This is a genomic window from Desulfobacter hydrogenophilus (assembly GCF_004319545.1).
In the GTDB taxonomy this organism is placed as follows: Bacteria; Desulfobacterota; Desulfobacteria; order Desulfobacterales; family Desulfobacteraceae; genus Desulfobacter; species Desulfobacter hydrogenophilus.
Map to the genome: position 1 here is coordinate 1,938,176 of NZ_CP036313.1, position 13,813 is coordinate 1,951,988.

Annotated in this window: 11 protein-coding genes; all 11 read left to right on the forward strand. The window is 49.2% G+C overall.

Annotation, left to right across the window (positions count from 1 at the left end; all coding sequences use genetic code 11):
* The first annotated feature begins 448 nt into the window (after positions 1-448).
* The 11 genes from EYB58_RS08395 (at position 449) to EYB58_RS08445 (ending at position 13,812) form a co-directional block, all read left to right on the forward strand.
* A complete protein-coding gene (locus EYB58_RS08395; RefSeq protein WP_111952560.1) occupies positions 449-1,414 on the forward strand; it encodes a fumarate reductase cytochrome b subunit in 966 nt (321 codons plus the stop codon).
* 15 nt (positions 1,415-1,429) lie between these two features.
* Complete coding sequence (locus EYB58_RS08400; RefSeq protein ID WP_111952561.1) at positions 1,430-3,400, forward strand: fumarate reductase flavoprotein subunit; 1,971 nt, start codon at positions 1,430-1,432, stop codon at positions 3,398-3,400.
* On the forward strand, positions 3,400-4,134 hold the full coding sequence (locus EYB58_RS08405; protein WP_111952563.1) for a fumarate reductase iron-sulfur subunit: 735 nt from the start codon (positions 3,400-3,402) through the stop codon (positions 4,132-4,134). The genes EYB58_RS08400 and EYB58_RS08405 overlap by 1 nt, the downstream gene beginning before the upstream one ends.
* Before the next feature lie 153 nt (positions 4,135-4,287).
* Positions 4,288-5,895, forward strand: a complete 1,608-nt coding sequence (locus tag EYB58_RS08410; protein WP_111952565.1) for a fumarate hydratase — start codon at positions 4,288-4,290, stop codon at positions 5,893-5,895.
* 143 nt (positions 5,896-6,038) lie between these two features.
* Positions 6,039-6,560, forward strand: coding sequence for a dihydrofolate reductase family protein (locus EYB58_RS08415; RefSeq protein ID WP_111952567.1), 522 nt, complete (start codon positions 6,039-6,041; stop codon positions 6,558-6,560).
* Between the two features lie 267 nt (positions 6,561-6,827).
* Entirely contained in the window at positions 6,828-8,177 is a 1,350-nt protein-coding gene (locus tag EYB58_RS08420) for a multiheme c-type cytochrome (protein WP_111952569.1), read from the forward strand.
* Positions 8,177-8,743: a manganese efflux pump MntP gene (locus EYB58_RS08425; protein ID WP_111952571.1), complete on the forward strand. Its 567-nt coding sequence runs from the start codon at positions 8,177-8,179 to the stop codon at positions 8,741-8,743. Before EYB58_RS08420 ends, EYB58_RS08425 begins: the two co-directional genes overlap by 1 nt.
* 34 nt (positions 8,744-8,777) lie before the next feature.
* The gene (locus tag EYB58_RS08430; protein WP_111952794.1) at positions 8,778-9,941 is read left to right on the forward strand and encodes a DNA-methyltransferase; all 1,164 of its coding nucleotides are present in this window, start codon (positions 8,778-8,780) and stop codon (positions 9,939-9,941) included.
* A 78-nt stretch (positions 9,942-10,019) separates the two neighbouring features.
* Complete coding sequence (locus EYB58_RS08435; protein ID WP_111952572.1) at positions 10,020-10,472, forward strand: DUF302 domain-containing protein; 453 nt, start codon at positions 10,020-10,022, stop codon at positions 10,470-10,472.
* Between the two features lie 578 nt (positions 10,473-11,050).
* Positions 11,051-11,551: a thiol peroxidase gene (gene tpx / locus EYB58_RS08440; RefSeq protein ID WP_111952574.1), complete on the forward strand. Its 501-nt coding sequence runs from the start codon at positions 11,051-11,053 to the stop codon at positions 11,549-11,551.
* Positions 11,552-11,757: 206 nt separating this feature from the next.
* Positions 11,758-13,812, forward strand: coding sequence for an AsmA family protein (locus EYB58_RS08445; protein WP_111952576.1), 2,055 nt, complete (start codon positions 11,758-11,760; stop codon positions 13,810-13,812).
* Position 13,813 lies beyond the last annotated feature (1 nt).

The following is a 13,813-nucleotide window of genomic DNA, read 5'->3' on the forward strand; positions in this document are numbered from 1 at the left end:
TATTAAATGATAAATCATATTGTGAAACTTAAAACGGCGCCTTTTATCAAGATTCATCCAGCTTGGAAATGAATTGTTTTATTGTGGCCTATCAAGGGTAAAACTTCAAGAAAAAACAAAATGGCCTAGTCATTTTGGATAATTCAGGAATGTTTTCCGGTAAAACCGTCGGGCGCTTGACACCCCCCAATTGATGTTTTTTAAGGCAGGGTCTTTGACAATAAAATTTGACAAAACCCGTGGTTTGGATTTATTACGGGGGTTGACCGCGTCTCGGGGCTGGCGGATGGGACATACCTGCACCATTTCTCATCTTAGGGTCAAGCGGAACCTGAGTGACTATAGTAAATGCATTTAAAAAAATAATGCCTATGTCTGTAGGAATATAGTTAAATAGGCAGATCTGCAAGGATGCATTTAAAACGATAACACGAAGGAGGTTTCTATATTGAGAAGCTACGCCATTGAATCAATCAAGAAAAAGAGCAGGCTTCCGGCCCGGCTGGATTTTCTCCAGAGCTTTACCGGTCTTGTTCTGGGGCTGTTCGTGTGTGTGCATATCGTTTTGAACGCCAGCATCATTCCTGGGCCGCGAGCTTTTAACTGGGTCTCCCAAAACATGGCTCTTTCATTCTTGTCCAACACCGGACAGGGCTATCCCATTGCCGTCTTTTTCGCCGTATTTGTTGTATCTACCGTGTTTATCGTCCATGCTTTATTAGGTATCAGAAAATTTCCCATTTCCTGGAAACAACACCGTATCATGAAAGACCAGATGGCCATGATGAAGCATCAGGATACCAATCTATGGTATATTCAGGCCTTGACCGGTTTTCTTATGCTTTTTGTCGGTTCTGTTCATCTTTACACCATGCTTACCCATCCAGGTTCCATTGATGCCTACCTGTGCGCCAACAGGGTGGTGTCCCACAATACGTGGTTTGTCTACCTGGTTTTGCTAGTGTGTGTGGTGTTTCACGGCAACATTGGCCTTTATAGGCTGTGCATGAAATGGGGTTGGTTCCAGGGGATTGATTATCAAAAGGGCAGAGCGAATCGGGCGAAACTGAAAAATTTGCGAAACAAGCTGATCATTGTTTTTTTGTCTGCGGGGCTCCTCGCTCTTACCGTCTTTATGATTAATGGCCTGCGTCACAAAGATGGTGAACTCGATCAGTCCTCCATCGCCGCCCAGACCTATGAGGCTGAGCCTGCAGCAGTGAATACGTTTCATGCAGAACCGCCTGACACTGAACCACTGCATGAACAAGTCGTACCCCCTATCGAAGAAACCGTGAGCCATGACAGCGTGCCTGCCGTTCATGAATTTGAACTCGCCTATGAAGAAAACGCCGTCGAAGGGGACGTCCAGCACATTATAGAAGGCAGTCATGGTCCACAAGGAACACTCTAAGAAAGGGAAAGCCCAATGAATATCATATATACGGATTCTCTCATTATTGGTGGCGGTCTGGCAGGGCTTCGCGTCGCCATTGCATCCAAGCAACGGGGCTATGATTCCATTATTCTGTCTCTAGTGCCGGCCAGACGGTCTCAATCTGCAGCGGCCCAGGGCGGCATGCAGGCAAGCCTTGGTGCCTGCATCAAAGGCGAGGGGGATGATGAAGATGTTCACTTTGCAGATACGGTTAAAGGTGCTGACTGGGGGTGTGACCAGGATGTCGCCAGAATGTTTGTTAATACGGCGCCTAAGGCCATCCGCCAGCTCTCTGCCTGGGGCGTTCCCTGGTCCAGGATTCGGGGTGGTGATCAGGAAGTCATTATTAATGGCAACAAGGAGACCATCACTGAGAAGCAGGAGGCCCACGGCCTGATTTCGGCCCGGAATTTCGGCGGTACTCAAAAATGGCGCACCTGTTTTACCGCCGATGGTACCGGTCACACCATGCTCTATACCATGGGCAACAAGGCCATTCAGATGGAGATCCCTGTCCATGACAGAAAAGAGGCTATTGCCTTGATTCACGAGGACGGCGTCTGCTATGGTGCCGTGGTCCGGGATCTGATCACCGGCGAACTTATCGCATATATTGCCAAAGCCACCACCATTGCCACGGGAGGATACGGTAGACTTTATGCCGTTTCCAGCAATGCCGTGATCTGTGAAGGCATTGGCTGTGCCATCGCCCTGGAAACCGGCATTGCCACCCTGGGGAATATGGAAGCCGTTCAGTTTCATCCCACCGGTATTGTGCCTGTGGGTATTCTGGCCGGCGAAGGGTGCCGGGGGGATGGCGGCCTGCTTCTGGATAGGAATATGTACCGCTTCATGCTCGACTACGAGCCCGATAAAAAAGAGCTGGCCTCCCGCGACGTTGTGTCCCGGCGTATGATTGAGCATATGCGAAAGGGTAAAGGGGTCCAGTCCCCTTACGGAGAGCATCTCTGGCTGAACATCACCCTTTTGGGCCGCAAGCATATTGAAAAGAATCTGCGCGAGTTCAAAGAGATTTGCGAATACTTTCTGGGCATTGATCCGGTTTCGGAATACATCCCTGTAAGACCCACCCAGCATTATTCCATGGGCGGGATCAGAACCAAGGCTACAGGCGAAAGCCCCACCCTTAAGGGACTTTTTTCGGCCGGTGAAGCCGCATGCTGGGACCTGCACGGATTTAACCGCCTGGGTGGTAACTCTGTTGCTGAAACCGTTGTGGCCGGCATGATCATTGGTGAATTTGTGGCGGACTATTGTGGTGCCAACAGCTTGAATATCTCCACCGCCACCATTGAACACTTTGTGAGCCGTGAAGAAGAAAAGATTGGCGGCCTGCTTACCCGGGAGTATGGGGAAAATCCCTTCCAGCTGAAAGCACAGATGCAGAAGATTATGATGGATAAAGTGGGCGTCTTTCGCAACGCATCGGATTTGGAACAGGCTGTGGACGCGCTTAAATCGCTTAATCAGCGGGCAAAAAATATAGCTTTGCGGAACAAGATCTCGTCGGCCAGCCCCGAGCTGGTGGAAGCCATTCGGGTACCCAAGATGATCAAATTAGCCCAGTGTGTAGCTTATGGTGCCTTGCTGAGAACCGAAAGCCGCGGGGCCCATGCCCGGGAAGATTTCCCGGAGAGAAACGACCGCGATTGGCTCAAGCGCACCCTGACGTCCTGGAAGGACGACGAGGCAGACTTGCCGGATGTCACCTATGAAGCGCTGGATGTCATGAAGATGGAACTGCCGCCGGGCGCCAGGGGATATGGTGTGGACAAGACCATTCACCATCCGGATACGGAAAAACGCGAGGCACAGATCAAAGAGATCAAAAAGGCCAATAAAAAAGCAGACCGCTTCGAGATGCAGGCGCTGCTTAATCCCACTCCCATCCCGGAAAAATTCAAAGGTAAAAACGAGCGTATCGGCAGGGGGTATAAATAATGAGTCAAGAAGGCAGAATTTTAAAATTTGAGATATTTCGGTATAACCCCCAGAAAAAGGGTGACGAACCGCGCATGGTACCCTACGAGGTCACCGAAACCCCGGGGATGACCCTTTTCATTGCATTAAACGAGATCCGGGAGCAACAGGACGCCTCCTTGCAGTTTGATTTCGTCTGCCGGGCCGGGAGCTGCGGTTCCTGTGGTATGGTGATCAACGGCAAACCTGATTTGGCCTGCCGGACCCTGACCTCAAAATTTGAGGATGGTCAGATTACCCTGCTGCCCCTGCCCGGGTTTGAACTCATTGGTGATCTGTCCGTAAACACGGGTAAATTCATGCAGGCCATGAGCGAGCGGGTGGAATCCTGGATACATGATATTGGAACTGATGATATGAACTTCAACAAGCTGGAAGAGCGCATGGATCCCGATATCATGGATGAGGTATATGAGTTGGAACGCTGCATAGAGTGCGGGTGTTGTGTGTCTGCCTGCGCCACAAAACGTATGCGGCCGAATTTTTTGTCCGCCGTGGGTTTCATGCGACTGGCCCGGTTTTATCTGGATCCCAGGGACAAACGGACGGATGAAGAGTTTTACGAGATCATCGGTGATGATGACGGGGTGTTTGGCTGCATGACCCTTCTGGGGTGCGAGGATCACTGCCCCAAGAATTTGCCTCTTCAGACTCAGATTGCATTCCTGAGACGCAGGATGGTCATGGTTAAATAGGAACACAGAAAAAATATAAAAGAAAATTGGACAATTGGTCCGGACTTTTATATTAAATATTTCAAATAATGGCGGCAGGCAGCAGGGAATTTAATACCTGTTACTTGTCAGATCTTCTAAAAGAGGGACAAACTACTAAAGAGGGAAAAACGAATGGAATTTAACTATGAACCCATGTTTCCGTTGAAAAAGGATGCAACGCAATACCGCCTGTTGACCAAGGACCATGTCCGGGTCCGGGAATTTGAGGGTAAGGATGTGGTCATGGTGGAGCCCGTTGCATTGACTCTGCTGGCCAATGCCGCGTTTAGGGATGTGGCCCATCTGTACCGGGCCGAACATCTGGCGCAGGTGCGGGCCGTGATTGATGACCCTGAAAGTTCTGACAATGACCGTTATGTTGCCCTGGAACTCTTGAAAAACGCTGTAATTTCGGCTGAAAAAGTCTATCCCATGTGTCAGGACACCGGTACCGCCATCATTATGGGCAAAAAAGGTCAGCAGATCTGGACCTGGTCCGAGGATGAGCGCGAATTGTCCAAAGGCGCCTTTGAAGCCTATACACAAACCAATTTGCGGTATTCCCAGAATGCGCCGCTTACCATGTACGACGAAGTGAATACCAAAAACAATATGCCTGCCCAGGTGGAAGTCGCTGCGGTCCAGGGCGATGAGTACAACTTCCTGTTCATGGCAAAAGGCGGCGGTTCTGCCAATAAAACAGCCCTGTTCCAAATGACCAAGGCCGTACTCAATACCGAAGAGGGCCTGATTGAATTCATGCTCAAGGAAATGAGACACTTAGGCACAGCAGCCTGTCCCCCCTATCACATCGCATTTGTCGTTGGCGGCACCTCTGCGGAACTTAATCTCAAGGCGGTAAAACTGGCATCGGCCAAATATCTGGATACTCTGCCCACCAAGGGCAGCGAAACCGGCCATGCGTTCAGGGACATTGACCTTGAGCAAAAAGTTCTGGATCGGTCCAGGGATTTAGGTCTTGGGGCACAGTTCGGTGGCAAATACTTTGCCCTGGATCTCCGGATCGTAAGGCTTCCCCGCCACGGCGCATCCTGTCCCATCGGCATTGGCGTTTCCTGCTCTGCCGACCGTCAGATCAAGGGTAAAATCACCCGGGACGGCGTGTTCCTGGAACAACTGGTTGAAAATCCGGCGGAATATCTGCCAGCCAGCGAACCTGAAATGGCACCCGCTGTTGAGATTGACCTGAACCGTCCCATGGATGAAATTCGCGCTGAACTGACCAAGTATCCAGTATCCACCCGCCTGTCTTTGACCGGTAAAATCATTGTGGCCAGAGACATTGCCCATTCCAAGTTCATGGAACGCCTTGAAGCGGGCGAAGGACTACCCGATTACACTAAAAATCACATCATCTACTATGCAGGGCCTGCAAAAACGCCCGAAGGCGAAGCCTCAGGATCATTCGGGCCCACCACCGCCGGGCGTATGGATCCCTATGTACCTATTTTTCAGAAAGAAGGGGGTTCCATGGTCATGCTGGCCAAGGGCAACCGCTCCCAGGTCGTTACTGATGCCTGCAAGACCTACGGTGGTTTTTATTTAGGTTCCCCTGGCGGTCCGGCCGCACGTCTGGGCAAAGACTTTATTAAAAAAGTCGAGCTGGTTGAATATGAAGAGCTGGGCATGGAAGCTGTGTGGATGATCACGGTGGAAAAATTCCCTGCGTTTATCATTGTTGATGATAAAGGCAATGACTTTTTTGAAGGCCTGGTATAAATATTAATCCAATACTCGATCTGTTTTTGTAGAAGAGCCTTTGTTTTTCTATGAAATCAAAAAAATAAACAGGACAGGAAGGGCTGCCGAATCTATTTACGGTGCCTGTCTGTCCTGTTTTCATCTCTGGACAGGAGAATTTTATGGACGTCATTTTGCTGATGGCCTCAACCGTGGACGGTAAGATTGCAAAGGATTCCAGCCAGATTGTGGACTGGGCCGGCAAAGCCGATAAAAAATATTATGTGGAAGTGACCAAAAAGGCAGGTGTCATGATCATGGGATCAAAAACCTATGACACCATTGGTAAACCCTTGCCGGGTCGCCTTAATGTCGTTATGACCCGGGATAAATCCAGGCAAAGTGATCAGGATAACCTGATATTTACGGATCAGCCCCCGGCTAAGATTCTTGAAGACCTTGAGCTTAAGGGGTACACCAGCGTTGCTTTAGTTGGCGGAGCTGCCATCAACACGTTATTTATCCGGGATAATCTGATCACCCAGATACACCTGACCTTGGTGCCCCGGTTGTTCGGCTCAGGGCTGTCCTTATTTGCCCCTCCGCTGGATCTTGATCGTGACTTGTTGTTGGAGTCCACTAAAGATCTCGGAGACGGGCACATTCTGCTCATTTATCATGTGGTAACCCATGAAAAACAGTAATGTTGCACATAAGAAAAAAAATTTCATTGTCCGCTTTTTTGAATGGATCGCAAAGGGGACTCAAAAGGCCAATCAACAAGGCCGTGGTCCTTGCAAATCCTGACGCCCGAAGAGATAATTGGCCCGGGGGGCCAACAATCCTTACGCTGTTTTTTTATATGAAAGTTCCAATAAGTCACTGAATTACTTTCATGCTTTGTTGTGGGTTGAGCCTCGGTATTGATATACCAAGTCAGCCCATGGCTGTTATAAAAAGGAGTGCTCATTATGTACAAAAAACAAAGAATCCGGGTTGCCCCCATCTGCTGCGGGCTTGCTTGCCTGTGTGTTTTACTGGTGTTGGCTGTACCCGTTGGTGCCTCTTCCAAGGAGAATACATTTAAACTGGATCAATTCATTGATCCCGAAACCTGTGGGGCCTGCCACGATGAGATTCTGGCCCAGTGGGAGGGTTCCATGCACCACCTTTCCCATAAAGACCCTGTTTATATCCGGGTGGCAAACTTTTTTCGTCAGGGACTGACTGATGCCGGTCAGATTGAGGAGGCCGAGTCCTGCGTAAAGTGCCATACCCCTGTGGGGGTGGTTACCGGTTTTCCGACAAAACTGTCCGATGATTTATCCCAGACCCCGGATATTCCTGCCCAGGGCATCCAGTGCGACTATTGCCACGTGGCTGTAGACGTCAGCCGGATGTATAATAACGGATTGGTTTTATCCCCGGGGCAGGGAGAGGATGATCCCGGTATCAAGTATGGTCCCTTTGATGATGCTGAACCTGATTTCCATGATGCCGCTTTCTCAAAACTGCATACGGATTCACAAATTTGCGGTACCTGCCACGATGTCAAGCATGCGGCCTTTGGCACCGACCTTGAAACTACATATACGGAATGGAAAAACAGTCCGTATAACAGCCCTGATCCTGAAAAACATGTTCCCTGCCAGGGCTGCCACATGTACCAGCGGCCCGGAGTGCCGGCCACAGGATCGACGCCTCGGCCTGAAAATCCGGGTAGTGCTGCGGCTGATGCCAAGCTGCGGCCTCATATCTTTACCCACAATTTTGTGGGCGCCAACTCAGGCGTGCCGGAAATGTTTACAGCCAAAGATAAATCCGTCATGGCTGTGGAACGTCTGAAACATGCGGCAGATATTTTCCTGGTCATGACAGATGATCACACCGCCCGGGTCGTTGTAACCAATACCGGTGCCGGTCACAGTCTGCCCACAGGGGTAGGGGATCTGCGTCAGGTATGGATTGAAGTCACCTTAACGGATAGTGACGGGAAAGCCATTTTCCAGACCGGTGTTCCCGGAAAGAACAATGAACTGCCGGAAAACACCGTGATGTTTAAAACCATCTTTGGGGACGGTCTTGGTAACCCGGTCATTAACATGGCCAAAGCAAAGGAAATTTTATCCGACACCCGGATCCCTGTGGGGAAAAGTGCGGCTCATTTATTTAATTTGAAGGCCTCACCCCAAAAGGGATACACACTGACCGCGCGGTTGCTGTACCGGTCCATGCCCCAGAAAATTCTTAATCAGCTGTCCGGCCCGGTTCTCGGGCCTTTGCCTGTGGTGGAAATGGCTGCGGTACAGAAAATGTTTTAATGCATTTGTTCGATATTGTTATTATCTCCATCGGACTGGCCATGGATGCCTCGGCCGTGTCCATGGCTGCCGCAGCCTGTGGGTATGCTCAAGACCGGCGGGCCGTATTCCGCCTGGCCTTTCACTTTGGCCTGTTTCAGTTCATGATGCCGGTGATCGGGTGGGTTCTGGGGACCGGATTTGTTTCATATGTCCGGGCTGTGGACCACTGGATTGCCTTTGGTCTTCTGGCCTTTGTGGGTGGGCGTATGGTCCGGGAGGGTATAGCTGATACCGAAGAATGCCTTCACAGGGATCCCTCCAAAGGCATGACCATGGTCATGCTTAGTTTTGCCACCAGCATTGATGCCTTGGCCATCGGACTGGGGCTGGCCGTGATGGATGTTAATATCTGGTACCCTTCGGCGCTTATTGGTATTATTACCTGCGCCATGTCCGTGGCCGCTATCGTCATTGGGAAGCGGGTGGGCGCGGCGTTCGGCAGCCGGATGGAAATTGTGGGTGGCATTATATTAATTGGCCTTGGCTTAAAAATCCTGCTTCCCGCACTTTTTTTAGGGGCCTGATTTAGGTATTAGAAATATTATTTGATTGTCCAAAATGAAAACAACCCATACGCATTATATTGGTAGTGCCGTAATGATGAAAAAGGTGGCTGACCGCAGTGTCGGCCTTGTGGTGACATCGCCGCCTTATCCCATGATTGACATGTGGGATGAAATCTTCAGTCGTCAGGACCGGAAAATTGAAAAGGCCCTTAAAAGATCGGATGGCATCCTTGCCTTTGAACTCATGCACCAGGTTCTGGACCGGGTCTGGAAAGAGGTGTTCAGGGTGCTTTCCCCCGGTGGATTTGCCTGTATCAATATCGGAGATGCCACCCGTACCATAGGGGATAACTTTGCTCTATATCCTAACCACGCCAGAATATTGACTGCCACCCAGGCATTAGGATTTACAGCCTTGCCCTGTATATTATGGCGCAAGCAGACCAATGCGCCCAATAAGTTCATGGGCTCGGGTATGTTGCCGGCCGGGGCCTATGTTACGTTAGAGCACGAATATATTCTTATCTTAAGAAAAGGGGGAAAACGCGAATTTACCTCTCCTGCAACCAAGGAAAACCGGCGGCAAAGCGCATTGTTCTGGGAAGAGCGCAACCAGTGGTTTTCAGACATCTGGATGGATCTTAAGGGCACCCGCCAGGCCATGGGAAAGCAAAAAAAACGTAACCGCAGCGGCGCCTTCCCCTTTGATCTGGCCTATCGCCTGATTAACATGTATTCCGTGAAACAGGATCTTGTCCTGGACCCGTTTCTGGGGACGGGCACCACAACGCTTGCGGCCATGACTGCCGGGCGAAATAGTGCAGGGTATGAAATCGATCCAAGCCTTCTGGAAAATTTTTACGATAAATGCAAAGATTCCCTTGGCCAATTCTCATCTGCCATCCAGCACCGCATAGACCTTCATAACGAATTCGTCCAAGAACGCCTGGAAGCCGGGAAACTCATCAAGCATGAAAATGCCTATTATGGGTTCCCTGTGATAACGCGTCAGGAAAAAGAACTTGTATTCAGTCTTCCGGTATCTGTTGAACAACAGGATGATGAAAGAATAGTTGTCAATTACGACGTCCCGTCTCGGGAAACCGCGACCACCGTTACTGCCACCCCCCAAAACACCCCGGCTGTGTCCAGGCCATCCGGGGCAAAGTCCAAGGCAGACGGGCTTTTATTTCCGGATTTTGATCCAGGTTCCTGATAGGCTCAGCCCACAACGAAAGTTGAAAGATCTGTGTCGCTTACACAGATCTTTCATATAAAAATTTAGGAGAAAAAAATGAAAAAATTAATTTTTATCGTCCTGTTGGTATTCTCCATTGCACTCCCTGCATGGGCAGTGGATGGCGTGGTTAGTGTCCAAAGCAGATTTAATGTAAAAGAAACTGCAGATCGAATGGAGAGCGTCTTGAAAGAGAAAGGAATGACTGTATTCAAACGAATAAAGCATTCTGAAGCAGCGAGTAAAGTCGGCGTCGAGCTACGAGATACTGAACTGATAATTTTTGGGAATCCAAAGATGGGAAGCCTTCTTATGAAATGTCAGCAAAGTGTTGCCATTGATCTACCCTTAAAAGCGTTAATCTGGGAAGATGGTAACGCTAAGGTCTGGATATCGTATAACGATCCAAGATATATAGAAAAAAGGCATAATATTACCGATTGCGAAGAAATTATATTAAAAATGGAAAAGGCACTGGCCGGCATAGCAAAATCAGCATCAACGAAATAAGGTAGTCTAATTGGGTAACCGGGGGTGGGCTTCTCCAGCCCTCACAACCCCCTGCATACGAGGCGGATGGTAACAATGTTCCCACCGCAAAACGATTCCTTTCAGAAGTTAAACAAGACACAGCTTGTCAAACGATTTGGAAATATAGCGACGTCGGGCACAACCAAGAAGGGAAAAAAGAAATTTAAATTTTGGCTACCGAATAACGCGGGATAGTTTGACCCGGTGATGAGAGTTATTTGTAATAAACCATAAAATTAATCCAAAGAATGTGAAGTACGATGTAGTGGATAGTTATGGAAAATTAATGGATGTTGTTGGCGTTGGTAGTGTTAATCCACGATTTTAAGCTGGAACGGTCAATCAATAATTCAAGCGTTTACATGGCAATGCCGGGAAGGTTTTATGGCTTTGGGCAGTGACCATCTTTTCATGTGGTTTGGAAAACTTGAAATATCAAATATCGCCATTATTCTTTACAAAAAGCAGGCATGGAAGATATTATAGTGCATAATTTTTCCAGATCGAATGTACGATTATTCAAACGAGACGTATTAAAACAAAAAAGGAGAACATTCATGGCATCTATTACACTTGGTGGCAATCCGGTAACTTTGGCTGGTGATTTTCCCCAGACTGGTGAACAAGCAAAAGATTTTACCCTTGTGGGACAGGATCTGTCAGATATCAAACTGTCTGCGTTTGCCGGTAAACAGGTAGTGCTCAACATTTTCCCAAGTCTTGATACCCCCGTATGTGCCACAGCTATTCGTAAATTTAATGAAACAGCGGGTACCAAGGAAAATACGGTTGTGCTTTGTATCTCAGGGGATCTGCCCTTTGCCCACAAACGGTTCTGCGTTGCCGAAGGCATTGAGAATGTTGTGACGGCTTCTGCCTTCCGTAATCCCCAGTTTGCCCTTGACTATGGTGTGGCCATGCAGGATGGACCGCTGGCAGGCCTTACGGCCCGGGCCGTGGCTGTCCTCGATGCATCCGGTAAAGTGGTTTATGCCCAACTTGTGCCGGAAATCAAACAGGAACCTGATTATGAATCTGCGCTGGCTGCACTGTCCTAACAGGTAAGCGCCAAAACACTTTGTAAAAAAGAGAACACGCGCCCATTCGGAAATCGGCTGAAAAGAGTATTTCCGGATGGGCATGACTAAAGAATGAGTCTTAAATAACTATATCCGGGAGCGCGGACGTTCCGTCCGCGCTCCCGGATATAGAAGAATGGGCAGGTTCTTTAAGACCCGTTCCTAAATACCTCAAGGAGTTTGGTATGGTCAGATTCTTAAAGTGGGTCATCGTTACGATAGGTATTCTCGCAGGTTTGATCATCGGAGCTGCTGTACTGGTCCCTATGTTTGTGGATGTCGGAAAGTATCTGCCGGACATTGAAGCTATGGTGACCCGGCAGACCGGACGCAGTTTCTCCATGGGCGACGATATCAAACTGTCCCTGTTCCCGTGGGCCGGGGTTCGTCTGTCTGACTTGACCCTGGGCAATCCTGAAGGGTTTGAGGACAAGCCCATGATCACGGTGAAAAGCTTTGAAGCCCGGGTAAAGGTCCTGCCCCTTTTTTCCAAACAGATTCAGGTGGACAAATTCATTGTGGAGTCTCCTAATATTGCGTTGGTTAAAAATAAGGCTGGTCAGGGGAACTGGGAAAATATAGGGTCCCTGGATATTGGCGCTTCGGATCAGGGTGATCAGGCCCAAGCCACCGACCCCGCGCAGGAGACCTCTGCAAAAACACAGACAGACAGCACAGACCTTCCCATTGAATCACTTATCGTTGACCGGTTTGCCGTTATCAACGGTTTCCTTTCCTATGTGGACAAGGGCAGCGGCCTGGCCAAAAAGATTTCAGATCTTAATTTAGATCTGTCCGACATCAGTCTTGATAAAGCCATTGACATTACCTTGGGTGCCAAGGTGGACGGAAAACCCGTATCGTTGACCGGAACAGCCGGGCCAGTGGGGAAAAATCCCGGTGCAACGGATATTGATTTTGATCTTATGGTCAAGGCGCTGGATCAGCTGGCCCTTTCCCTGAAAGGCCGGCTGATTAAACCCATGACCGAACAGGCCGTTGACCTGTCCGTTGATCTTGCGCCGTTTTCGCCTAAAAAGTTGTTTGTATCCCTGGATCAGATTTTTCCCATTGAAACCGGTGATGCTTCAGCCTTGGATAATCTCTCTCTGAAAGCTGTTGTCAAAGGGTCAGCTAAGGCAGTGAGCGTATCAGACGGGGTCCTGGTGCTGGATGATTCTATCATGAATTTTAGTGCCCAGGCCCGGGCGTTTGAAAAACCGGACCTTAAATTTATCCTTTCCCTGGATAAGATTGATGTGGACCGTTATTTGCCTTCGGCAACGGAGAATGATTCGGGCCGGGTTGCTTCAGCCAAGGACGGGTCCCCGGCCATGGACACCGGTAAGGACGGCAGAAAAACCAATACCATTGATTATGCGCCTTTGCGCAGGATGGTGCTGGATGCAAAAGTGAACATTGGCAGCCTTAAGGTCTCGGGATTAAGCATGGCCAATATTACAGCCTCTCTGGCAGGCAAAAACGGCGTGTTTACCCTGGATCCTTTTTCCATGGATCTCTACCAGGGAAAGGCTGGGGCAAAGGCCGGGATTGATGTGCGTAAAAATACCCCGACAACAAACCTGCACCTGACAACCAGCGACATTCAGGCAGGACCTGTGATCCGGGACAGCACGGGCAAGGATATTATTGAAGGGGCACTGGTCTCGGATATTTCCCTTTCCATGACCGGCGACACCCTGGATATGATTAAAAAGACCCTGGCCGGTAAAGGAGAGCTTAAATTTATTGATGGTGCTATTGTGGGTGTTGATATTGCCGGCACCATCCGTAATGCCAAGGCAGGCATTGGCCTGGGCGAGTACACAACGGAAAAGCCGAGAACCGATTTTGCTGAACTTAAAATTCCATATACAGCAGCCAAGGGCCTTGTGAAAATTCCTGAGGCCTCCCTTATTTCCCCTCTGTTAAGACTTGTTGCCAATGGACAAACCCATCTGGTAAAAGAAACTCTGGATTTCAGGATTGAGCCGAAACTGGTGGCCACGCTTAAGGGGCAGGGGGACACCAAGGACCGTTCAGGGCTGTTGATTCCCCTTTTGATAACAGGCACTTGGGGAAATCCAAAGGTGCGACCGGACCTTGAAGCCATATTAAAGAATCAGCTGCCCGACGCCAATGAACTCAAACAACTCATTAACGGTGATGGATCGGATTCTGGTAAGAAAACTGAGATTAAGGATACAGCCAAGGGGCTGATAAAGGGTTTATTTAACTAAT

Bases quoted from the DNA above. Each gene is read 5' to 3' on its own strand.
- EYB58_RS08400 (WP_111952561.1), top strand. From the start codon at position 1,430: ATGAATATCATATATACGGATTCTCTCATTATTGGTGGCGGTCTGGCA.
- EYB58_RS08405 (WP_111952563.1), top strand. From the start codon at position 3,400: ATGAGTCAAGAAGGCAGAATTTTAAAATTTGAGATATTTCGGTATAAC.
- EYB58_RS08410 (WP_111952565.1), top strand. From the start codon at position 4,288: ATGGAATTTAACTATGAACCCATGTTTCCGTTGAAAAAGGATGCAACG.
- EYB58_RS08415 (WP_111952567.1), top strand. From the start codon at position 6,039: ATGGACGTCATTTTGCTGATGGCCTCAACCGTGGACGGTAAGATTGCA.
- EYB58_RS08420 (WP_111952569.1), top strand. From the start codon at position 6,828: ATGTACAAAAAACAAAGAATCCGGGTTGCCCCCATCTGCTGCGGGCTT.
- EYB58_RS08425 (WP_111952571.1), top strand. From the start codon at position 8,177: ATGCATTTGTTCGATATTGTTATTATCTCCATCGGACTGGCCATGGAT.
- EYB58_RS08430 (WP_111952794.1), top strand. From the start codon at position 8,778: ATGAAAACAACCCATACGCATTATATTGGTAGTGCCGTAATGATGAAA.
- EYB58_RS08435 (WP_111952572.1), top strand. From the start codon at position 10,020: ATGAAAAAATTAATTTTTATCGTCCTGTTGGTATTCTCCATTGCACTC.
- tpx (WP_111952574.1), top strand. From the start codon at position 11,051: ATGGCATCTATTACACTTGGTGGCAATCCGGTAACTTTGGCTGGTGAT.
- EYB58_RS08445 (WP_111952576.1), top strand. From the start codon at position 11,758: ATGGTCAGATTCTTAAAGTGGGTCATCGTTACGATAGGTATTCTCGCA.